Origin of the sequence: Advenella sp. S44, from assembly GCF_002810445.1 — a bacterium.
Taxonomy (GTDB): Bacteria; Pseudomonadota; Gammaproteobacteria; order Burkholderiales; family Burkholderiaceae_B; genus Advenella.
In genome coordinates, this window is record NZ_NEXS01000003.1 from 351,896 (window position 1) to 374,675 (window position 22,780).

General features: G+C 55.7%; 21 protein-coding genes. 16 read left to right on the top strand and 5 right to left on the bottom strand.

Going from position 1 to position 22,780, the window contains the following annotated elements:
• Positions 1-317: 317 nt before the first annotated feature.
• A complete protein-coding gene (locus CAP48_RS05620) occupies positions 318-2,303 on the top strand; it encodes an acyltransferase family protein (protein ID WP_100695034.1) in 1,986 nt (661 codons plus the stop codon).
• Between the two features lie 117 nt (positions 2,304-2,420).
• On the opposite strand, the gene CAP48_RS05625 is transcribed toward CAP48_RS05620, so the two are convergent.
• On the bottom strand, positions 2,421-3,296 hold the full coding sequence (locus CAP48_RS05625; protein WP_100695035.1) for an acyl-CoA thioesterase II: 876 nt from the start codon (positions 3,294-3,296) through the stop codon (positions 2,421-2,423).
• Between the two features lie 216 nt (positions 3,297-3,512).
• On the opposite strand from CAP48_RS05625, the gene CAP48_RS05630 reads away from it, so the two are divergent.
• The 3 genes from CAP48_RS05630 (at position 3,513) to CAP48_RS05640 (ending at position 6,636) form a co-directional block, all read left to right on the top strand.
• Positions 3,513-4,790 (top strand): O-antigen ligase, encoded by a 1,278-nt coding sequence (locus CAP48_RS05630; RefSeq protein WP_161495202.1) that lies wholly within the window; start codon positions 3,513-3,515, stop codon positions 4,788-4,790.
• A gap of 171 nt (positions 4,791-4,961) precedes the next feature.
• Positions 4,962-5,906, top strand: a complete 945-nt coding sequence (locus CAP48_RS05635) for a glycosyltransferase family 9 protein (protein ID WP_100695037.1) — start codon at positions 4,962-4,964, stop codon at positions 5,904-5,906.
• Between the two features lie 37 nt (positions 5,907-5,943).
• A complete protein-coding gene (locus CAP48_RS05640; protein WP_100695038.1) occupies positions 5,944-6,636 on the top strand; it encodes a YggS family pyridoxal phosphate-dependent enzyme in 693 nt (230 codons plus the stop codon).
• A gap of 30 nt (positions 6,637-6,666) precedes the next feature.
• Here CAP48_RS05640 and CAP48_RS05645 read toward each other — a convergent pair whose 3' ends face one another.
• Positions 6,667-7,335: a Crp/Fnr family transcriptional regulator gene (locus CAP48_RS05645; protein ID WP_100695039.1), complete on the bottom strand. Its 669-nt coding sequence runs from the start codon at positions 7,333-7,335 to the stop codon at positions 6,667-6,669.
• 172 nt (positions 7,336-7,507) lie between these two features.
• On the opposite strand from CAP48_RS05645, the gene CAP48_RS05650 reads away from it, so the two are divergent.
• From CAP48_RS05650 to CAP48_RS05680, 7 genes are all read left to right on the top strand, one after another.
• Complete coding sequence (locus CAP48_RS05650) at positions 7,508-9,478, top strand: long-chain fatty acid--CoA ligase (protein WP_100695040.1); 1,971 nt, start codon at positions 7,508-7,510, stop codon at positions 9,476-9,478.
• Positions 9,479-9,480: 2 nt separating this feature from the next.
• Positions 9,481-10,275 (top strand): ABC transporter ATP-binding protein, encoded by a 795-nt coding sequence (locus tag CAP48_RS05655; protein WP_100695041.1) that lies wholly within the window; start codon positions 9,481-9,483, stop codon positions 10,273-10,275.
• A gap of 5 nt (positions 10,276-10,280) precedes the next feature.
• Positions 10,281-11,210, top strand: a complete 930-nt coding sequence (locus CAP48_RS05660; protein ID WP_100695042.1) for a branched-chain amino acid ABC transporter permease — start codon at positions 10,281-10,283, stop codon at positions 11,208-11,210.
• Between the two features lie 17 nt (positions 11,211-11,227).
• Positions 11,228-12,292: a branched-chain amino acid ABC transporter permease gene (locus CAP48_RS05665; protein ID WP_100695043.1), complete on the top strand. Its 1,065-nt coding sequence runs from the start codon at positions 11,228-11,230 to the stop codon at positions 12,290-12,292.
• Between the two features lie 73 nt (positions 12,293-12,365).
• Positions 12,366-13,697, top strand: coding sequence for an ABC transporter substrate-binding protein (locus CAP48_RS05670; protein ID WP_100695044.1), 1,332 nt, complete (start codon positions 12,366-12,368; stop codon positions 13,695-13,697).
• An 82-nt stretch (positions 13,698-13,779) separates the two neighbouring features.
• Positions 13,780-14,631 (top strand): ABC transporter ATP-binding protein, encoded by an 852-nt coding sequence (locus CAP48_RS05675; RefSeq protein WP_100695045.1) that lies wholly within the window; start codon positions 13,780-13,782, stop codon positions 14,629-14,631.
• Positions 14,632-14,640: 9 nt separating this feature from the next.
• A complete protein-coding gene (locus tag CAP48_RS05680; RefSeq protein ID WP_100695046.1) occupies positions 14,641-15,921 on the top strand; it encodes a phenylacetate--CoA ligase family protein in 1,281 nt (426 codons plus the stop codon).
• 8 nt (positions 15,922-15,929) lie between these two features.
• Here the strand turns inward: CAP48_RS05680 and CAP48_RS05685 are convergent, their stop codons facing one another.
• The gene (locus CAP48_RS05685) at positions 15,930-16,703 is read right to left on the bottom strand and encodes a hypothetical protein (RefSeq protein WP_100695047.1); all 774 of its coding nucleotides are present in this window, start codon (positions 16,701-16,703) and stop codon (positions 15,930-15,932) included.
• 41 nt (positions 16,704-16,744) lie between these two features.
• A complete protein-coding gene (gene def / locus CAP48_RS05690) occupies positions 16,745-17,257 on the bottom strand; it encodes a peptide deformylase (protein ID WP_100695048.1) in 513 nt (170 codons plus the stop codon).
• A 274-nt stretch (positions 17,258-17,531) separates the two neighbouring features.
• Here def and dprA point away from each other — a divergent pair, with 274 nt between their 5' ends.
• From dprA to fmt, 5 genes are all read left to right on the top strand, one after another.
• Positions 17,532-18,758 carry a DNA-processing protein DprA gene (gene dprA / locus CAP48_RS05695; protein WP_242444341.1) on the top strand — a complete coding sequence of 409 codons (1,227 nt, stop codon included), beginning with the start codon at positions 17,532-17,534 and terminating at the stop codon, positions 18,756-18,758.
• Positions 18,759-18,843: 85 nt separating this feature from the next.
• Positions 18,844-19,422 carry an NADPH-dependent FMN reductase gene (locus CAP48_RS05700; protein WP_100695050.1) on the top strand — a complete coding sequence of 193 codons (579 nt, stop codon included), beginning with the start codon at positions 18,844-18,846 and terminating at the stop codon, positions 19,420-19,422.
• A 12-nt stretch (positions 19,423-19,434) separates the two neighbouring features.
• A complete protein-coding gene (locus tag CAP48_RS05705) occupies positions 19,435-20,346 on the top strand; it encodes a hydroxymethylglutaryl-CoA lyase (RefSeq protein ID WP_100695051.1) in 912 nt (303 codons plus the stop codon).
• An 8-nt stretch (positions 20,347-20,354) separates the two neighbouring features.
• Positions 20,355-20,834: a hypothetical protein gene (locus CAP48_RS05710; protein ID WP_100695052.1), complete on the top strand. Its 480-nt coding sequence runs from the start codon at positions 20,355-20,357 to the stop codon at positions 20,832-20,834.
• A gap of 309 nt (positions 20,835-21,143) precedes the next feature.
• Complete coding sequence (gene fmt, locus CAP48_RS05715) at positions 21,144-22,106, top strand: methionyl-tRNA formyltransferase (RefSeq protein WP_100696643.1); 963 nt, start codon at positions 21,144-21,146, stop codon at positions 22,104-22,106.
• A 42-nt stretch (positions 22,107-22,148) separates the two neighbouring features.
• On the opposite strand, the gene CAP48_RS05720 is transcribed toward fmt, so the two are convergent.
• Complete coding sequence (locus tag CAP48_RS05720) at positions 22,149-22,778, bottom strand: HAD hydrolase-like protein (protein ID WP_369806342.1); 630 nt, start codon at positions 22,776-22,778, stop codon at positions 22,149-22,151.
• Positions 22,779-22,780 lie beyond the last annotated feature (2 nt).

Here is a 22,780-nt window from a genome sequence, read left to right on the forward strand (position 1 = left end):
TAAGAATTCATTCTGAAATTGGGCAACGTTTGAAATAGCCGAAATTGTCAGTTTCTATCGTGGATACAACAGTTGTGTGTCTTATAAAACGGGCTTTGGGAACTTATGTGCATTTTGGGCCGTTTGCCTGCACGCTTTATCATTTCGTTTTTTGAGTTTACTTTTCGTCAGGGTATTCCAGCCACTTAAGCGCCAACGGTTACGAACAATTGATAAGAATTCCAAATAATATTTACAGATGCATATACACCACCAAGGATGTGACATCATTAATTTGTATTAACATAGTCCCGGTTATTCAATAAAGAAAGGCCCTGATGTCCCTGTTTTCAACGACTTCCAAAACGCAGTCCGCATCCTACGAACCTGGCGTTGATGGTCTTCGCGCTCTTGCGGTGATTGCCGTTCTGTTTTTCCACGCAGGCTTTCAGGCGTTCAGTGGCGGTTATGTCGGGGTTGACGTCTTCTTTGTTATTTCGGGCTATCTGATCACGGGGATCCTGCTCAACAGTTGCATTGATGGCAAATTCTCGTTTCTGCGGTTTATGGCGCGGCGTGTCGCTAGGCTGTATCCGGCTCTGTTGCTGACCCTGGTGCTGTGCCTGATTGCCGGTTTTCTGCTGTTTTCTCCTGCCGACTATGTCGCGTTGGCCGATTCCAGCGTATTTGCCCTGTTTTCGGTATCCAACTTCCGCTTCTGGCTGGTGTCGGGCTACTTTGACACGTCGTCGGAAACCAATCCTCTTTTGCACACGTGGTCATTAGGGGTCGAACAGCAGTTTTACCTGATCTGGCCGTTTGTCATTTACCTCGTATACCGGCTGAACCGAAGCCTGCTGCCTTGGGTGCTGCTGGTGTTGGGAGCGGCGTCGCTGGTATTGTCGCAGTGGTATCTGTCGGTTGACACATCGGCCAATTATTACCTGACGCCGTTTCGGGTTTTTGAGTTTGCCATTGGTGGGCTGATGGTGTTTGCCGTGGATTATCGCAGGCGGCATACGCCCGGCGCAATCCAGTATGAATGCATCATGGCGGTGGGTATCGCGCTGTTGCTCTACAGCATTTTTGCCTATGATAAAACCACTACTTTCCCGGGGCTGAACGCGTTGGTGCCTGCCATTGGAGCGGCCTTGTGCATCTACGCAAGCCCGGCCAAGTACCTGGGCAATATTTTCAGAAATCGCGCCATGGTCATGGTGGGGCTGATCTCGTACTCAATGTACCTGATTCATTGGCCGCTCATTGTTTTCTATAAATATTATATTTACCGTCCCTTGCTGCTGTCCGAAAAATGGGCTTTGGTGATCGCACCGTTCTTTATTGGTTATTTGATGTATGTGCTGGTGGAAAACCGGTATCGAAGAATTGATCTCAATAGCTGGTATTTCGGGCAGACCATACAGCGTGTATGTGCACTGGCGCTGATCCTTGTCCCGGCCCTGATCATTATGACCTCCAATGGCATGAGCTTTCGGATGAATGATTATTTTACCGAGCACACGGCCAATTCGCCGCGATTCCATGAAGAACAGTATGGCGGGCAGGGGTTTGCCATGGGCAGTCAAATATTAGGCGACGCCGATGGCCGTCGCAAGTCTGCCGTGATTGTGGGTGACAGCTATGCCCGGCAGTACGCCTTCGGCCTGAATCAGGAACTGGCCGCCCATAAGAAGTGGGTGGATACTTCGTTTGAAGATGGGTGCTTTTTCGGGCCGGGTTATACCCGTCTGCTCGATGGCGTGCCACGCCAGGACTGCACTGAACGGCTGGAATATGCGCTCAATGAAGCCAAACTGTCCAAGGTGCCGCTGTTGTATGCAGTGAGCTATCAAAATTACCAGACGACCATGGGTACTCCGGACGGCAAGCGCGTGGATTTTCCCGATGCGCAGGCCTATATCCATTTTCTTGAAAAAAACTTCGACGCCATTCATGACCGGATCGGGCTGGACAATACGCTTGTCATTATTGGCGCGCCGCCTGGCGCGGGCTCGCAGGTTGGGCTTGCTTCTTGCGTTGACCGGCCGGGCTACTTGCCGTTGGCTTGTGCCAAATACCTGGAACTGGAAGAAGAAAAAGGCAATGCCTATGCGCTCAATCGGAGCCTGGAAAACTATGCCCAAAGCCATAAAAATGTCGAATTCATCAACCCGTATTCAGTGCTGTGCGAAGCGGGCCGTTGCGTGACCATGATCGACCGCAAGCAGTTCCTGTATTCCGATGGTACGCATCTATCCAAGCAGGGCTCGGCCTATGTAATACGTGGCTTGTGGCCCAAGCTCAAGGCGATATTCGGATCCTGATTCATTGCGCAAGCTTTGCTACTTTGCTGCTGCTGTTGCGAATGCGTTGCTGATGCTTTTTTCTAATGCTTTGTCGCTGAGCCAGGCTCAGACGGCATAGCGCGAAGAGCCACAGAATCATTGCTCCTGTATCTTGCGGATCAGCCCTTCCTGTGTGGTAGAGGCGATCAGGTCGCCCTTGCTGTTGTATACGTGCGCTCGGCAAAAGCCCCGGGCATTGCTGGCGCTGGGCGACTCCAGGCTATAGAGCAGCCATTCGTCCATACGGAACGCGCGATGGAACCAGATTGCATGGTCTATGGTCGCCATTTGCATGCTTTTGGAAAACGGGGTCTGGTTATGTGGCAGCAGCGAAGTGAACAGCAGATAAAAGTCTGAGGTATAGGCAAGCATGGCGCGATGCAACAACGGGTTGCCCGGCAGCTTGTCTGCTGCGCGGAACCAGATATGGGCCTGCGGGTCGTAATTGCCCGGCTTGAGCATATGCATGGGTTCTACTGGCCGCATCTCAATGGCAAAATCCCTGCCGACCAGGCTGGCCAGGCGTTTGGGCAGTTTATGTTCAAAATCGGCGATGAGCTGCTTTTCGTTTTTGAGCGAATCGGGGGGCGTGACGGCAGGCGCGGGCGTTTGGTGTTGAAAACCCGGCTCTTCGCCCTGGAAACTGCTGCTCATGATGAAAATGGGCTGGTCCAGTTGCGAGGCGATAACGCGCCGGGCTGAAAAACTGCCACCGTCGCGAGTGCGTTCTACTTCAAAGCGGATTGGCTTGCTTGTGTCCCCCGGACGCAGAAAGTACGAATGCAAAGAATGCACAGCGCGACCCGGGCTGACCGTCAGCGACGCTGCCATCAGGGACTGCCCTAGCACCTGTCCGCCGAAAATGCGGCCCGTACCAAAGATGTCGGTGCTGATACCATTGAAAACGTCATTACCCAGTGACTCGATCTGCAGTTGCTCAATAAGGTCTGGCAGTACGTTCTGTTTATCCATAGGTGTTCATTTTGCCAAATGAGAGGAAAGTCTGATTCTAGCAGAAGAGTTCGGGCGACAATGCGTCGATCCGCGAATATTGTGGGTGTCGCGCCATTGCAGCCAATAGTTTTTGCAGCTTGATACAAATTTGGCCAAGTCTTAATAACCCGTTTTATAATTCCGTTCAATCAAAGTCTCCGCTTTGTCATGGGCTTTATGGAAAAGGAACATCGAATGCCGCATGTCATCCAGAACAAATTGGCAGGTCCTGTTTTTCTGACCTTCATACTGGCGCTGGTGGCGATGCCGCTGGCCATTATGAGCACGCAACGTGTTCCCAGCCCGCTTTTTTATTTTCTGATTGTTTGGTCGCTGCTCATTGTGGTGGCGTTTCGGCCGGCGCAAGATACGTTCCGGCTCAGAACATTCTCGTGGCTGTTCGCCCTGTGTGCCGTTTTTGTTGTCGCCGTATTGCTGTCCGAGCTGGTCAATGGCCGCAGCGATGGCGCCGGATTTGAAAAAGCGCTGCGCTTTTCTGCCGGTCTGCCCCTGCTGGTGGCTGCCGGTTGTTATATTCCGCGCCGCTGGTTATCCTATACCGTTGTTGGCGTTTATGCGGCGCTGCTGTTTGCTTTCGTATTCATCGTCAACCTTTCCCTGCCTGACTTTATCCGGCCGGAAACCAGCGCCGTCTATAACGCCGTGGGTTATGGCGATCTGACTTTTCTGCTTAGCGTCATTACGCTGTATTCCTGTAATATCACGTTCACCCGCTTTTCCAGGACGGAAAAGATTCTGAAAATCATTCTGGGCATACTGGGTATTGCTGCGTTTGTCCTTACCCAAACCCGTAGCGGCTGGGTGGCGGTGCCTTTTTTCCTGTTGTTTGGCATCATGATCCATATGCGTCAGAACAACCGCATGAAACTGGCTGGTTTATTTCTGGCTGGCCTGGTCCTGGCGGCAGCCGTCACGCTGACCGTACCTGGCATTAAGGACAGGGTAGCGCTGGGCGAGAAAGAGTTCACCGAATGCATTACGACCGACCGCGTCAAGCTGTCTTCAATATGCATACGCCTGCAGCTGTGGCGTTCAACCGTTGCCATTTGGGAAGAAAATCCGCTATTTGGATCTGGGGCCAATAACTATTTTTCTGACTTTATGAAAACGGAAGGCGTCGAGCGCGGGCTGGTTTCCGACGTGGTGGCCAACCAATGGGGAGAACCGCATAACGACTGGCTACAGGCATTGAGCAGTTACGGCCTTTTTGGCGTGCTGGGCCTGTTTCTGCTGTACTTTGCGCCGGCGGCCGTGTTTGTCAAGCGCATGTTACGCACGCCCGATGAAGAACTCAGAACGTATGCGGCAATGGGGGCCGCGGTCTGTGTCGGCTTTGCGGTCTTCGGGCTTTCGGAGCTGATGTTCCGGGGTTTGCGTACGATGGGTTTTTATACGGTCATGGTCGCCGTTTACCTGGCGCTGTCCACAAGAACCCGGGGTGTTGAACATTAATCAAGGAAAAAATCTTACGCGTTTTTGTCAAATACGTTATGCCGCAGTGGCCAAATTGATCTTGGGCACATTTAATATTTTTTCGGCGCACCCGGTATTGTGCAGTCATGTGGCAAATCGGATAACAGTAAAATAGCAATGTTGTCCGATCATGAGGATTGAAAGACATATATGGGCGAACAAGAAAAGGTAGCCATTCTGATGGCGCCGCGTCTGGGCGACTCTTTGCTCATGATGGTCATTGCCAATAATTTTCGCAACAATGGCGCTCAAGTGTCGATTTTTGGGGATTATATCTGGCAGTTGCGGGACTGGTTTCCGGGGTTTGCCGTTCATCCCTCACTAGCCCAGGAACAGGCGCAGGTCGTGTTGAGCGACTACGACCGCGCGATACAGATGCATCCGGGCTGGCCGTTTGATCTGACCGAAAAACATCCCAATGCACTTATCTACGACGAGCACGTTGTCATTACCGGCAAGGGGTTTGTCAAAGCCTATCAGATGCGTGATTTTTGCCGCGATTATTTCGGGCATGTCGCGGTCACACATACCAATGGCATGGTGGCGCCGGGTCAAATCAACAAAAGCCGTTATCCGAAGCGGGTGGCCATCCACCCGACATCTACCGGCGCATTACGGTGCTGGGCGCCTGGTCATTTTCGCAATCTGGCAATTGAATTAATAAAGGCAGGTTTTGAACCTGCCTTTATCGTGTCGCCGGACGAGCGTTCCGACTGGACCTGGGTCACGGCACTGGGCGCCGTGCTGCCAGAAAATCCGGAGCTGGCCGGCGTAGCGCGCTATGTCCGTGAGTGTGGCTGGTTCATTGGCAACGAGTCGGGAATCGGGCACCTGGCATCAGCCACCGGCATTCCGGTACTGACGCTCACGGGCCGCATGAAACGCACGCGGGCATGGCGGCCGGCCTGGAGCGTGTCTCGTATTGTGGCGCCACGGTATATTCCCGGAGGCCGATTGCGCGACAGATACTGGCGCGTCTTGCTCACGCCGCAACACGTGATGTGGGCGTTCGGCAAATTGCGGTCAGACACGGCAGCGGCAACCGACGCCAATAACGGCGCTGATACCATCATAAAAGCCAAGGAAGCGGTCTGATTCAGGCTGCTGTCACAACGGATACAGGGGATACACAATGAGTCTGGCCGAGCAGTTTGCCACCGTCAATGATCAGGTGCGTCTGGCGTGTGAACGCGCTGGTCGGGATCCGCAACAGGTTGCCGTTCTGCCGGTATCCAAAACGTTCGGACATGAAGTGGTCCGTCAGGCCATGGCGCTGGGCCAGCGTCGGTTTGCCGAGAACCGGGTTCAGGAAATGAAGGAAAAAGCATTGGTGCTGAATGATTCATCTATAGACTGGGTCATTATCGGTTACCTGCAAACCAACAAGGTCAAGGAAGTGGTGCGATATGCCGCCGAACTGCAGTCGCTTGACCGGCTGGACCTGGCGCAGGCGCTGGACAAGCGGCTGCAACAGGCTGGCCGCAGCCTGGACGTGCTGGTGCAGGTCAAGTCCAGCCAGGAAGAAAATAAAACCGGGATGGCGCCTGAATTGGTGCCGCAATTTCTCAAGGCCCTGCACGATTATGACACCCTGAACGTCAAGGGCTTCATGACCGTGGCGGAAAATACCAGTGACCCGAAGCGAGTGCGGCGCTGCTTTGAGCGCGTGCGCCTGTTGCGTGATCAGTGCCAGAATGAGCTGGGTGATGCACTGCCGGTTTTATCCATGGGCATGAGTTCGGATTTTGCACTGGCGATACAGGAAGGGTCGACGCAATTGCGTATCGGATCGGCATTATTTGGCCAGCGACCGCGCGCGGGCTGACGATTCTGGTTTGTCAGGACGCAAGCGCTATCATGCGCCGTAGCGACGCAGTCCCTCAAGATCAAGAATGCAGACTGCGCCGTATTCCACTTGTAATAATTTTTCGCTTTGCAGTTTTTTAAGCGCCTGATTGGCGCGCTGGCGCGAGACACGGGCCAGGTAGCCCATTTCTTCCTGCGTGATTGCCAGTCGCTGTTTCAGACCAGGATACAGCAAGGGATTGAACAGTTCAGCCAGGCAGCGGGCCACCCGCGCATCGGCATTCAATAGCCGGTCGTGTTCGGCGCGCCCGATAAATTGCCCGACGCGTTCGTTCAGCATATCCAGCAAATAACGATTGAATGGAATGCTGTTGTCCAGCAGCCATTCGAAAGTGCGTGCTGGCAACCTGGCTACATAAGAATCCCGCAGCGCCACAACATCGTACTTGCGACATTCCTTTTTCAGGATACTGCCTTCACCGAGCCAGCCGCCTACAGGGATGCCGGTAAGCGATGCGACCTTGCCATCGGCATTACCCACGGAAATGCGAATCAGACCGTCCATGACGCCGATCCAGTGATCGGCACTCTCGCCTTTGCGCGCAATGAGGGCGCCGTTTCCGTAATGGGCAACGGTTACATCCTGGAGAACGCGCCGCTGATGTTCCGGCGCAAGCAGACTGAACCACTGCGCGGCCTCTTGAGAAAAAGATGACATAGGACTTACCCTAGAAAATCATAGAATGTCGTGATGGCGACAGTTAGCTTACAATCAAACCGTTAACTTAGCAATACATAAAGTTTCCGGGACCATTGCCAATACACGGTTTCCGGACCGGGGCGGGCAAAACGAATAAATAACGGCCCGAAGACTAAGGCAAGGAGACAACATGCCGCAACACGTCAATAGCGCGAATGCCGTCTTTGCGCAGACATTTCCTGCGCTGCTGCAGCATCACGCAGCGGTCAGGGGCAGTCGGCCTGCGCTCAGGGAAAAAGACCTGGGCATCTGGCAAACCTATACCTGGGCACAGGTTGCAGCGCAGGTGCAACGCGTAGCCAATGGCTATTTGCATTTCGGTGTGCAGCCTGGCGAGCATATTGCAGTTGTGGGTGAGAACCGGCCGCGCCTGTATATGGCAATGATGGCCGCGCAGGCAGTAGGCGCCATTCCTGTGCCCATGTATCAGGATGCGGTGGCTCAGGAGATGGTCTATGTGCTGCAGGACGCCAGTGTACGAATTGTCGTGGCTGAAAACCAGGAACAGGTCGACAAAATGTTCGAGATACGCGAGCAGGTGCCTGCGCTGGCGCATGTGATCTATGACGACCCACGCGGATTGCGTCATTACAGCGATCCCGTGCTCATGTCCTGGGAAGCGCTGCAGCAATTGGGAGATGACCATGCGGCAAGTGCACCCGGCGCCTATACTGAGGCGGTAAACCGGATCCGTCCCGAAGATACCGCGGCCATGTTCTATACCTCGGGCACCACGGGCAAGCCCAAAGGCGTGGTGCTCACGCATGCTGCGCTGATCGACCGGGCGCAGGTGATTCAGAAGCTGGAAAACCTGACCGACAGGGAAGAAGTGCTGGCCTATTTGCCGCCGGCCTGGATCGGCCAGAATATGTTTTCCTATACCCAACTGCTGGTCACCGGCTTTACGGTGAATCATCCCGAATCGCCGGCGACTGTGGCGATCGACATGCATGACATCGGGCCTACTTATTATTTCTCGCCGCCGCGCATCCTGGAAGATTTGCTCACGCACGTGACCATTCGCATGGAAGACGCCGGCAAATTTAAAAAATGGCTGTTCGATACCTGCATGAAACTGGCTCATCGTGTCGGTGCACTTATTCTGGATGGCGAGTCTGTCGGCATGCTGGATCGCATCAAATATTCAATAGGTAATATTCTGATTTACGGCCCGCTGCGCAATACGCTGGGTATGAACCGGGTTCGCGTCGCGTATACCGCAGGAGAGGCCATTGGCCCGGACCTGTTTCGCTTCTATCGTTCAATCGGTATCAATTTGAAGCAGCTTTACGGTTCGACCGAAACATCGGTGTTCGTGTGTGTCCAAAGCGACGGGCAGGTATCGGCCGAGACCGTGGGGCCGCCGGTAGAGGGTGTGCAGCTGCGCATTGCCGACAGCGGCGAAGTCCAGGTCAAAAGCCCGGGCCTGTTTCGCGAATATTATCGCAATCCGGAATCGACTCGTGAATCGTTTACCGAAGATGGCTGGTATCACACGGGTGATGCCGGCATTATCGACGGGCAGGGCCAGCTGCGCATTATCGATCGCGCCAAGGACGTCGGCCGTCTGAGTGACGGGCGCATGTTCGCGCCAAAGTATGTGGAGAACAAGCTGAAGTTCTTCCCGTTTATCAAGGAAGCCGTGGCATTCGGCGCAAACCGTGACTTTGTCACGGCCTTTGTCAATATCGATCTGGAAGCCGTGGCCAACTGGGCAGAGCGGCGCAGCCTGGCCTATGCCGGTTACACCGACCTGGCCTCGCGCCCGGAAGTTTATGAATTGATTGCCGATTGTATTAACAAGGTCAATGCCGATGTTGCGCAGGACCCGCAGTTATCGGGACTGCAGATTCACCGCTTCCTGATACTGCATAAGGAGCTGGACCCCGATGACGGTGAACTGACGCGCACGCGCAAGGTGCGTCGCGCTTTCATTGCCGAGCGCTATGGCGTGCTGATTGACGCGTTGTTTGCCGGCAAGTCCAGCCAGTACATTGAAACCGAAGTGAAATATGAAGACGGGCGGGCCGGAAAAATTGCCGCAGAGCTCAAAATCCACCCCGCCGTTGTTGTCCCCGACACTCTGAAAAAGGCCGCATAAGCATGAGCCAGGAACGTGAAGCCCGAATCGGAAATGTAATTCTTGATATGCAGGGTATTTCGCTGCGGTTTGGCGGCGTCAAGGCACTGACCGACATTTCTTTCAATGTAAAGGAACACGAAATCCGCGCGATAATCGGCCCCAATGGCGCCGGCAAAAGTTCGATGCTCAATGTTATCAATGGCGTATATGTGCCGCAGCACGGCAGCATACATTTTGACGGCAAGCAGTTTGGCCGGATGACGCCACGCCGCGCCGCAGAGATGGGCGTGGCCCGCACCTTTCAGAATCTGGCGCTGTTCAAGGGCATGAGTGTGCTGGAAAACATCATGACCGGACGCAATCTGCGCATGAAGAGCGGGTTGTTGTCGCAGGCTTTGCGGATTTTCGGCGCGGAAAAAGAAGAGATCGCCCATCGCGAATTTGTCGAGAATATCATCGATTTTCTTGAAATCCAGGCCTATCGCAAAACGCCGGTGGGGCGACTGCCATACGGGTTGCAAAAGCGCGTGGACCTGGGCCGGGCGCTGGCCATGGAGCCGCGCATGCTGCTGCTGGATGAACCCATGGCCGGCATGAATATCGAAGAGAAGCAGGATATGAGCCGCTTCATTCTGGATGTCAATGACCAATTCGGTACGACGATCGTGCTCATTGAACACGATATGGGTGTGGTCATGGATATCTCCGATCGTGTGGTGGTGCTCGATTACGGGAAAAAAATCGGCGATGGCACGCCATCGGAAGTGCGCGCGAACGAGGACGTTATTCGCGCTTATTTGGGTGTGGAGCACTGATCATCATGGCCTATTTTCTGGAAACGCTTTTTGGTGGTCTGATGGGTGGCATGCTGTATGCCCTGGTCGGACTGGGTTTTGTTCTTATCTTCAAGGCATCGGGGGTCTTCAATTTCGCCCAGGGCGCCATGGTGCTGGTCGCTGCGCTGTCCATGGCACGGTTTTCGGTATGGATTCCGCAATGGCTCGGATTTGAAAGCCTGCTGCTAGCCAATATTCTGGCTTTTATTGTAAGCGCCGGCGTGATGGTGCTTATCGCCTTTCTGGTCGAGCGCCTGGTTCTGCGCCATCTGGTCAATCAGGAAGCGACCTCTCTGTTGATGGCCACGCTCGGTATTAGTTATTTTCTGGACGGCCTGGGACAAATTATTTTTGGCAGCTCGGTCTATTCCATTAATGTCGGCATGCCCAAGGATCCCGCTTTTATCCTGGACTCAGTATTCGAAGGCGGCATCCTGATCAGTCTAGAAGACCTGACCGCAGCCATCATTTCAGCGGTGCTGGTGGCGGTGCTGGCTTTCTTTTTTCAGTACACCTCCACGGGACGGGCCCTGCGCGCCGTGGCCGATGATCATCAGGCAGCACAATCTATCGGCATTCCCCTGAACCGGATCTGGGTCATTGTCTGGGTCGTTGCCGGCATCGTGGCTCTGGTGGCGGGCATTATCTGGGGCTCGAAATTCGGTGTGCAGTTTACGCTGTCCACGGCTGCATTGCGCGCATTGCCGGTTGTGATATTGGGCGGGCTGACCTCGGTGCCGGGAGCCATTATCGGCGGCCTCATTATCGGGGTCGGCGAAAAACTGTCCGAGGCCTATATCGGCCCGTTTGTCGGCGGCGGGATCGAGATCTGGTTTGCCTATGTGCTGGCGCTGGTGTTCCTGTTGTTTCGCCCCCAGGGTCTGTTTGGCGAAAAAATTATTGACCGTGTTTAAAAGGCAGGGGAATCCATATGTTTTATCGTGAAAACGGTCAGTTCAAAGTCAGTTACGGGCAGGATCAGCAGATTTTCCCCATCAGGCAGGATCGCATTTTTATTGCGCTGCTACTGGTCGTGGCCATCGTGGTTGTGCCGCTGCTATCGTCCAATTATTTTCTGGGCGGGATCATGGTCCCGTTCCTGATTCTGGCCATGGCGGCTATCGGGCTCAATATTCTGGTGGGCTATTGCGGCCAGATCTCCATGGGTACCGGCGCTTTCATGGCCGTGGGTGCTTATGCAGCCTGGAATTTCGGTGTGCGCTTTCCCGAGCTGCCGCTTATTTTCCAGCTTTTGCTCGGCGGCGTCTTTGCCACGCTGGTGGGAATACTTTTCGGCATTCCAAGCTTGCGGATCCGTGGTTTGTATCTGGCAGTGGCAACACTGGCCGCGCAGTTCTTTGTGGACTGGACCTTCCTGCGCATTCCGTTCTTTACCAATAACTCGTCATCCGGCAGTGTGTCGGTGCCACGCCTGGATTTTTTCGGGCTGCCGGTGCAAACGCCCTTGCAAAAGTATCTATTCGTACTTGCCCTGGTAATTGTTATTGCTGTGCTGGCCAAGAACCTGGTGCGTGGCGCCATCGGGCGAGAGTGGATGGCTATACGCGATATGGACGTGGCCGCTGCCGTGATCGGCATCCGGCCCATGTATGCCAAGCTGAGCGCATTTGCTGTCAGCTCGTTCATTGTGGGCATTGCAGGCGCCTTGTGGGCGTATATCCATCTGGGTTCATGGGAACCCTCGGCCTTTGATCTGAACCGCTCATTTCAGTTGCTATTTATGGTGATCATCGGCGGGCTTGGCTCTATTGTCGGCAGTTTCTTCGGGGCGGCCTTTATTGTTCTGGTTCCCATTATGCTGAACCGGATTCCGGAGATGCTGGGGCTCTCGCTCGGGGTGGATACGGCAGCGCATATTGAGCATATGGTATTTGGCGCGCTGATTGTATTTTTCCTGATTGTCGAGCCGCATGGGCTGGCGCGGCTGTGGAGTATCGCGAAAGAAAAATTGCGGATATGGCCGTTTCCGCACTAGTTGTGGTCAGTTTGCAGTGCTGGAAGTATTCAATAAATAAAACCCATCTGGATGAAAATCCGAGGAGAGAGACATGAAATTGAACATAAAACAATGGATCGCGGCTATCGGTGTTGCCGGCGTGCTGGGTACGCTGCCCATACAGGCGCAGGCGGCCGATGAGCAGTTTATCCCGCTGCTGACCTACCGTACGGGTTCGTTTGCGCCGCTGGGTATCCCCTGGGCCGACGGCAAGATTGATTACCTCAAACTGGTCAACGCGCGTGATGGCGGTATTAACGGCGTGAAGATTGTTTATGAGGAATGCGAAACCGCCTATGCGACCGATCGCGGCGTAGAGTGTTACGAGCGTCTTAAGGCAGCCCACGGCGGCGCCTCGGGGTTTGACTCGCAATCTACCGGTATCACATTTGCGGTTTCAGACAAGGCGCCGGGCGACAAGGTGTCTATTGAAACCGTGGGCTATGGCCTGTCCCAGTCTGCCGACGGCTCGGTTTTCGAATGGAATTTCCCTTTGCTGGGCACATACTGGACAGCCGCTGATGTAATGGTTCAGGATATTGCCAAAAAGCTGGGCGGCGAAGACAAGCTCAAAGGCAAGAAAATTGCGCTTGTGTACCACGACTCTCCTTACGGCAAAGAGCCGATCCCGTTGCTCAAGGCGCGTGCCCAGGCCAATGGCTTTGAACTACAGCTCTATCCGGTCACCGCCCCGGGTGTTGAGCAAAAATCCACATGGCTGCAGATTCGTCAGAAACGACCCGATTATGTGTTGCTGTGGAGCGCGGGCATCATGACGCCAACCGCCATTCGTGAAGCACAGGCAACCGGTTATGCGCGTGACAAGATTTATGCGATCTGGTGGGCCGGCTCGGAAGGCGATGTGAAAGATCTGGGTGAAGTGGCAAAAGGCTATAACGCCATCACGATTCACAATACTGGTGAAGCCAAAGGCAAGGTCTATGATGACTTGAAAACCCACTTATTCGACAAGGGCCAGGGTTCCAGCAAGAACACGCTGGGCACCATCGCCTACACGCGGGGGCTGGTCATTTCGATGCTACAGGTCGAAGCGATTCGTACTGCCCAGGAGAAATACGGCAAGGGCAAGCATATGACGTCCGAACAGGTGCGCTGGGGCTTTGAGAACCTGGATCTGACCGAAGACAGGTTAAAGCAAATCGGGTTCGATCAGATTGTTAAACCATTCAAAACATCTTGCGCCAATCACGTTGGCCAAGACTGGGCCAGGATCGTTCAGTGGGATGGCAGCAAATTTGTCCCGGCATCAGATTTGTATCAGGCGGACCAGAAATATGTGGGACCCCTGGTCAAGTCCGAAGCAGAAAAATACGCGCAGGCCAAGAAAATCACGCCTCGTGACTGCGACAAGGCTTCTTCCTGAGGCGCAGGGCACGTCCGCCCCCAACGCGGTACGGCGTTGACGGGCGGGCCACCTATCAGACAGCACATAGCGGGATATCAATATGCAAACCACGTCACAGACACCAGATGCCACCATCGCACCGGGATCGGAACGATTGTTATTGAACGTCAACGGCATTGAGGTGATCTACAACCATGTGATTCTTGTACTGCGCGGCGTTTCGCTGGTGGTGCCGGAAGGCAAAATCGTCGCGCTGCTAGGGGCAAACGGAGCCGGCAAGACAACGACGCTGCGTGCCGTCTCGAACCTGCTCAAAAGCGAGCGAGGCGATGTGACCAAAGGCACGATTCATTATCAGGATGAACGGGTGGACAGTATGACGCCGGCCGACCTCGTCAAGCGGGGCGTGGTTCAAGTCATGGAAGGCCGTCATTGCTTCGGTCACCTGACCATCGAGGAAAACCTGTTAACTGGTGCTTATACGCGCAAGGTGAGCAAGGGTGACATTAACGCCTCGCTGGATCGGGTCTACCAGTATTTTCCAAGGCTCAAGCAACGTCGCAGCAGTCAGGCCGGCTACACCTCGGGTGGCGAACAGCAGATGGCCGCCATCGGTAGGGCCTTGATGGCCGATCCGAAAATGATCCTGCTGGATGAGCCATCCATGGGCCTGGCGCCACAGATTGTCGAGGAGATTTTTGAGATCGTGCGCGATCTCAATACCCGCGAGCGGGTGAGTTTCTTGCTGGCCGAGCAGAACACCAACATCGCGCTGCGTTATGCGGACTATGGCTATATCCTGGAAAGCGGTCGCGTGATGATGGACGGCACCGCGCAGGCGCTGGCCACCAACGACGATGTGAAAGAGTTTTATCTGGGTATTGAAAGCGGAGATCGAAAGAGTTTTCGCGACACCAAATTTTATCGCCGCCGCAAGCGCTGGCTGGCCTAGGAGCAGAGAATGACTGAGTATTTCGATGCTCTGGAAGTGCGCGATCAGGGGCAGCGCGAAGCTGATCTGTTTGCTGCATTGCCCGCCGCGCTGGCAGCTGCACAAGACCGCGCGCCCGCGATTGCCGCGCAACTGGAAGGCATGCAGGTAGAGCAGATCCGCAGTCGACAGGCGCTGGCCAAGGTGCCGGTATTACGCAAATCAGAATTGCTCAAAAGGCAGCAGGCGCAGCGCGCCCGGGCCGGCAACGTGGCTAAACGCAATGTGGTAGAGCACGTTTTCGGTGGGTTTTCTGCTATTGGCTGGGGCCAGGCGGCCCGTGTGTTTGCTTCGCCCGGACCGATTTATGAGCCGGAAAGTAAACGCCCCGATTACTGGCGCTTTGGCCGCGCGCTTTACGCGGCTGGTTTTCGGCCTAACACCTTGTTGTATAACTGCTTTTCTTACCATTTCACCCCTGCCGGCTCCATGTTTGAAACCGCCGGGCTGGCCATTGGCTGCACGGTGTTTCCCGGCGGGGTGGGACAGACGGAAATGCAGGTGGCAACCATTCACGATCTGCAGCCCGAGGGGTATGCCGGCACGCCCAGTTTTCTCAAACTGATTCTGGAAAAGGCCGATGAAATGCAGGTTCCGCTACCTTCGCTCAAGCGGGCCCTGTTTTCGGGCGAAGCCTTTCCGCCGTCGTTGCAGACGTGGTTTGCGCAACGCGGCATCCATGGCTATCAGGCATACGGCACAGCCGACCTGGGCCTGATCGCCTACGAATCTGAGGCGCGCGACGGGCTGATTATTAGCGAGGATATCGTGCTGGAAATTGTGCGGCCCGGAACGAATGAGCCGGTGCCCGACGGTGAGGTCGGCGAAATCGTCGTCACCACCCTGAATCCCGACTACCCGTTGCTGCGGTTTGGCACAGGGGATTTGTCGGCCATCATGCCGGGACATTCGGCCTGCGGTCGGACCAACAAGCGGATTCGCGGCTGGATGGGGCGGGCAGACCAGACCACCAAGGTGCGGGGTATGTTTGTGCATCCCGAGCAAATTGCGGCGGTCGTCAATCGCTTTGAGCAGGTCAGCAAGGCCAGGCTGGTCGTTTCCGGCGAAACCGGGCGCGACGATATGACGCTGTTTGTTGAAGTGGATGGCACGCCTGCTGCCCAGCTGCAGGAAAAACTGGGCAACGTCGTGCGGGAGGTCACCAAGCTGCGTGCCACGATTGTTTTTGTTGGGGCTGGTGAACTGGCCAATGATGGCAAGGTGATCGAGGACAGTCGGTCTTACGAGTGACAATCGCCTCAGATGGGGGGATCCTGCAAGGCTTGCAACAGGGCTTGGTCAAAATCGGCGGCAGGACGGCCCAACTGTTCCATGACTGACGTGGTCTTTTGCGTCAGATAGCGCACCGGGCTCTGTAGCGCCGCTTCAAAGCGATTGGCCATGGCGGTCAGCATGGCGCTGTCGGCGTTAACCAGAATGACCGCATGGGACAACAGCGAGAACAAAGGCGTTGCGGCCGCCTTGTTGCGGCGCCAGTATTGGGCCGTGCCCGCAATTTTCTTGCCATCGACAGCCAGATTGAACCTGCCGTCGCAAAAGGAGCCCTGCACCGGCTGGGGCGTGGCCTCAATTGCGCAAGCGGCCAGTGTGCGGGCGATTAGTTCACAGAGCCCCAGGTATTGGGATTCTGCGTGCTGCAGGGGGTATTTGGCGGCTATCGGATAGGCCAGATGCAGATTGATCACACCCGATGCCTGTGGGACCACGCCGCCGCCCGAGAGGCGCACATCGACTGGCAGGCCTTCTTGCGCCAACTGGCTGCGGGCGGCATCAAATTGTGGATGGCGCTGATAGCTGCGCGGCACGCTGATGCCCGGTGTGGCATGGTGGATGACGGCATAGCGTTGCCCCTGGTCGGCCAGATCCAGCAGCGCTGTCTCGCCGTCTCGTCGGCTGCGTCCATCACGGAAAATGGTATTGGCAGCCAGCAACAAAAAGGGTGGATTCATGGGGGCAGGCAAGTCTCGCGTGAAATTGATCCATTCAGCGGGCAGATGGGATTGCGATAGCACTACCCTGCATGCCTTTGCTTACCCCTGGCGCGTCCAGGCTATCAGGCTTCGGCCTGTTCCTTTGCCTGCTTTTTCAGCTTGGTCTTAATACGATTTTGCTTCAATGGCGACAGATATTCGACAAATACCTTGCCCAGCAAGTGGTCCAGCTCGTGTTGTACGCAAACGGCCAGCAAGCCTTCTGCGTCAAATTCATACGTTTCGCCTTGCTCATTGAGCGCGCGCACACGGATGCTTGCCGAACGCTCTACCTTGTCGTATATGCCCGGCACCGACAGGCAGCCTTCTTCATAGACCTGTTTTTCGTCGCTTTTCCAGATGATTTCGGGGTTGATCAGCGCCAGAAGGTCGTCGCCTTCCTCGGAGACATCAATAACCACAACGCGTTCGTGTACGTTGACCTGCGTTGCCGCCAGCCCGACGCCGGGTGCATCGTACATCGTTTCGGCCATGTCGCGAACAAGCTGGCGAATGCGGTCATCCACCTGGGCTACGGGTTTTGCCACCGTATGCAGCCGGGGATCTGGAAATTGAAGAATAGGTAAGAGTGCCATGGCAAATATTATAATTGAAATCAACGTTGCTGGGGTACACAGCCGCAAGGCGGCTGTCAGCGACAAAGACGAGGCGGCAGTATAAAGTCCCAAGGCAGCGGGATCAGAAGGTTACAAGGCGATCAGAATAAAGTCACCACGTAGACAGAATAAAGTCATAAGGTGGCCGCAATAAAGTCATCCTGTGGGTGCCGCAGAAAAATCCCGCTTTGCCTAGCCGCTATGTTCTTATAATGGGGTGTTTTTTCACAAATTCAAGCGGGTGAGTATGGCAATGTCAGATGAAGAGCGGTATGCGTGGATTCGTCTCACGCTCGAGCCCGGTATCGGTCCCGTGACCGCCCGCCATCTGCTGGTTGCCTTCGGGTTGCCGCAGGATATTTTCGGGGCGTCGCCAGCGGCGCTGATGAAGGTGGTGCCGCAAAAGCTGGCATTGCAGCTGGCTGGGCCGGTCAATCCGCAAATCCACGCACTCATAGAGCGCACTTTTGAATGGCTGGGGCGTGCGGGCCATCATATTGTGACGCTGGCCGACGAACATTATCCGGCGCGATTGCTGGACACTGCCGATCCGCCATCGCTGCTTTACGTCGATGGCGACCCTCAGGTGCTTGCCGGGCCTGCCATTGCTATGGTGGGAGCGCGCTCCGCTACCGTTGGCGGCACCGATAACGCTTTTGCGTTTGCCCGGCACCTGGCCGAGGCCGGCTGGACGATCGTCAGCGGCCTGGCGCAGGGCATTGACGCGGCCGCCCATGAGGGGGCATTGGCCAGCGGCGTGATGCCGGCCACGATTGCCGTCATGGGAACCGGGATCAATCGCGTCTATCCGGCAATCAACAAGGATCTGGCCATGCGCATCCGGGAGCAGGGGGCGCTGGTCAGCGAGTTGCCGCTGGATACCGCAGCCGTGGCGCACCAGTTTCCGCGCCGCAACCGTATTGTCGCCGGGCTGTCCCTGGGCGTATTGGTGGTGGAGGCCGCGCAACGTAGCGGTTCGCTCACTACGGCACGCCTGGCAGGGGAAAATGGTCGCGAAGTGTTTGCCATTCCCGGTTCCATCCATTCTCCGCTGTCACGCGGCTGTCATGCGCTGATCCGTCAGGGTGCCAAGCTGGTGGAAACCGCCCAGGACATCGTCGAAGAACTCTCGCGCAGCGGCGCTGTGCCAAAGTCCGGGGCGGGGTCCGACTCCGGCTCGCAATCGGCGCAGCAAGAGCCGGCTGTACAGAAGCAGGGAAGACCTGTCGCGGCCCGCGGGTCGGCCAGATCTGACCTTGCGCCAGCCGTTCCCGACATGGCGACAGACAGCGTCAATCCGGTACACGAGCACGTTCTGCAGAAAATAGGATTCGATCCGGTTTCCATGGATATGCTTGTGCTCCGACTGCAGATTACGGTCAGTGAACTGGCGGGATTGCTGGCAGAGCTGGAGATGACCGGAAAAATCGTTCGGCTGCCTGACGGGCGTTATCTGCAACGAGCGAATCCCTTACAATAGTTGCATAACAAGGCCGTTATCATTCTCCCGCAAGCGGTACACCCGCAACATTCCCTTTATATTCAAGCCCAAACAGGAGCACTTAATGAGCGCCAGGTTCAAAGTTCTGATCATTATCGGCAGTCTTCGTGAAAAATCCTACAATGCTGCAATTGCACGGCAACTGAGTTCGCTGGCCCCTGACAACCTGGAACTGATTTACGCCCCTTCCATTGGCACGCTGCCGCACTATAACCAGGACGTGCAGGATGCTGGCTTTCCCAAGGAAGTACAGGCCTTTGCCGATGCCATTGTCGCAGCCGACGGCCTGATTTTTGTGACACCTGAGTATAACTACTCGGTGCCCGGTGTACTGAAAAATGCCATTGACTGGGTATCCCGAATGCGCCCCCTGCCATTTGACAACAAGGCAGGCTCGATCATTTCGGCCTCGGGTGGCGCCATCGGCGGCGCCAGAATGCAGTATCACCTGCGCCAGATCCTGGTCGCCATGAATATGCATCTGGTCAACCGGCCCGAGATCATGGTCGGCACAGTACAGAATAAAACCGAAGGCGAAGGCGGCAATATTACCGATGAAACCACACTGACTTTCATTGGCAATCATCTGAAGGAACTGGCTCGGGTGCTTGAGCTGCATCATCAAAAACAGAACCAGGCCTGATCGGAGATCATCATGGCAATTGCGCAACACGTAAAAGTGGTGGAAGTGGGGCCACGCGACGGCCTGCAGAATGAAAAACAATTTGTGCCGACGGAGGTCAAGATTGAATTAATTGATCGACTGTCGGCTGCCGGTTTCCAGAATGTGGAGGCGGCCTCTTTTGTCTCGCCCAAATGGGTGCCGCAAATGGCCGATGGTGCACAGGTCATGGCGGGAATTAAGCGTCGACAAGGTACCGTGTATTCGGTGCTGACGCCCAACCTCAAAGGATTTGAGGGGGCGCTTGCGGCCAAAGCCGACGAAGTCGTGATCTTTGGCGCGGCCAGCGAGGCGTTTTCGCAAAGGAATATCAACTGCTCCATCGCCGAATCCATTGAGCGCTTCGAACCGGTAGCCGCAGCAGCCAAAGACGCCGGATTGCGCCTGCGCGCCAGTATCAGCTGTGCGCTGGGTTGCCCGTACGAGGGCGAGATAGCGCCGGCAGCGGTTGCCGATGTGGTCAAGCGCATGTTGGCGCTGGGCTGCGACGAAATCGACATTGCCGATACGATCGGCGTGGGCACGCCGCGCAAGGTCACGGCAGTCATGAACGCCGTATCGGCGGTGGCCGACCCGGCCATGTTGTCTGCGCATTTTCATGACACCTATGGCATGGCGCTGGCCAATATTCTGAGTGCACTCGAAGCCGGGATCGCGATCGTGCATTCATCCGCGGCAGGTCTGGGTGGCTGTCCCTATGCCAAGGGCGCCACCGGCAATGTCGCCACCGAAGATGTCCTGTACATGCTGCATGGCATGGACATCGAAACCGGCATCGACCTGGATCAGGTCATCAACACCGGGCAGTGGATTTCCGATTACCTTCAACGCGCCAATGCCAGCCGTGCCGGCAAGGCGATTATCACTAAGAGACAGGCGGCGTAAGCGAATTTATGGTCATCAACTTTTTACCGCTTACCGAAGCGGAGCGCGACCAGTTGCTCGCCTCCATCCACCCTTTGCCCATCCGTGGACCGGCCTGGCGCACCTGGGTCAAGACGGCTGCCTGGCTTGTCCTGGGCCTGATCGTATTGCAGTTCTTTATTGCCTTTAACAAGGCAGGCATGCAGATGCTGTATTCCATGACCGGCCTGATCCTGCTGGTTGTTTTTGTGGCACTTGCCGTGACCACCCGCTATATGCAGACTTCAATCACCACCATTGACGCCGACGGCATGCGACAAAGCTGGCTGACCCGGCGTGAAGTGGCCTGGCAGGACGTGACCTTTGCCAAGTTCGTCCCCATGCTGGCCTCCAAGCGGCTGGTCGTCTTCACAAAAAAAGGCAAGCCCGTTGTGTTCCAGGGCGGAACCCGGGAACTTCAGATCGCGTTTGCCAAAATCTCGCTGGCATTCAAGAATCGCAAGGTTTGATGTAATAAAAAATGCGGTAAGCAATGGAATGAGTGTGGCTTTTCCTGCGTGTTGCCTTTTGCTGTCTAAGCAACACGGCGGATTTCTGAAATGGTAAAGAAGCCCCTCATTCAAGCTGTCGTCGCCACGCAGGATCAACTGGCGTTTAGCCGCTCGTCTGTTGCAGGCGACGCTTGCTAGGACGCAAGCCGGCGCGACGCTGTCGCAGGAGGGTGATGTTGATGTGCCATATAAGGAGAGGCCGAAATTGGAAGCGTCTTTAAGGTATGCTACTTAATTGTCCATTACTTTCCAAGTATCACGATTATGCTGAATGTTGTTTTTGCGGGAACGCCCGAATTTGCCCGCCAGGCGCTGGCAGCCATTGTGCAGGCCGGATTTTCGGTTCCTCTTGTCATGACGCAGCCCGATCGTCCCGCCGGCCGCGGGATGAAGCTGACGCCCAGCCCGGTCAAACAATTGGCTGTTGCGCAGAACATCCGCGTAATCCAGCCGACAAGTCTGCGATTGGACGGCAAGTATCCTGACGAGGCCGTCAGTGCCCGGCAGACGCTGCAAGCTCTGCAACCAGATGTCATGGTCGTGGCCGCCTATGGCCTGATCCTGCCCCAGTGGGTGCTGGATTTACCCCGCTATGGCTGTCTGAATATCCATGCCAGCCTGTTGCCACGCTGGCGCGGAGCGGCTCCTATTCAGCGTGCGATCGAGGCCGGGGACACTCAGACGGGAATTGCAATCATGCAGATGGATGCAGGTCTGGATACCGGCAATGTGATCGCCAGCGCTACCCTGCCCATCGGCGATCAGAACGCTGCGCAGTTGCACGATGAATTGGCCGTCATGGGCGCCGAACAAATTGTCGCCGTGTTGCAGACGCTGGATCAGGACAAAGTGCTGCATTCGCGCCCGCAGCCGCAAGAAGGCGTCACGTACGCTGCCAAACTGGACAAGCGCGAAGCGGCGCTGGATTTATCTGAAGATGCTGTTGCGCTGGCGCGCCGTATCCGTGCTTTTAATCCGGTGCCGGGTGCAACGCTGATGTTGCCGGGACTGAATGATCCGGTCAAAGTGTGGGATGCCTGCGCGTTGAAAACTGATGCTGCAGGAATGAGTGCATCGGCAGTGCCCGGACAGGTGCTGGCGGCAACGCCCGAAGGCATTGATATCGCGACCGTCAATGGCACACTTCGCCTGTTGCAATTGCAGAAAGCAGGTGGCAAGCGTCAGCCGGTTTCGGTGTTTGTTACGGGATGGAAACCGCCCGAGGAGTGAGTCAAGGTTTCTATCAGGTTCGGCCTATCAGGTCCACGCCGATCAGCCTGGTAATAATTGGAGCCGCAGATCATTTGGGGTGTCAAAAAGAAACTGCGGTCCTTGTGCCCGGAGCACGTCGGGATGGTTATATCCCCAGGCTACGCTGGCGGCGTGACAGCCCGATTCTCGCGCGGCGTCAATATCACGGATTTCATCGCCGATCAGCAGACAGGTTTGCGGCGTGCAGCCGGTCTGCCGGTACAGGGTCTTGAGCCGGGATGCCTTGCCGAACAGGTCGCTGCCGCAGCGATACTGGTCGATCAATGCCGTGGCCATGCCCAGTGTGCGCCGCACATTGACCTCACTGTTTGAGCTCAACACGGCAATCTGGTAACCGGCCTGTTTAAGCGCCGCCAGGGCCTGCTCTATGCCCGCAAACAAGCGCACATCCGGCGAGGCCTCTTGCATGCGCTGGCGAAACTCCATCAGAATGGCCGGCGCTTTCCAGAAGGGGATATTCAGCGTGCTCAGGATCTGGCGCACATCGCGATGCCGCAATTGTTCCTTCTCATCTTCGGCCGGATTGCGAAACCCGTATTTTTGCGCCACGCTGGCTAGCACCGTATCAAACCACGGCAGGGTGTCAGCCAGCGTGCCGTCAAAGTCAAAAGCCAGCAATTGATAAGGCAGGG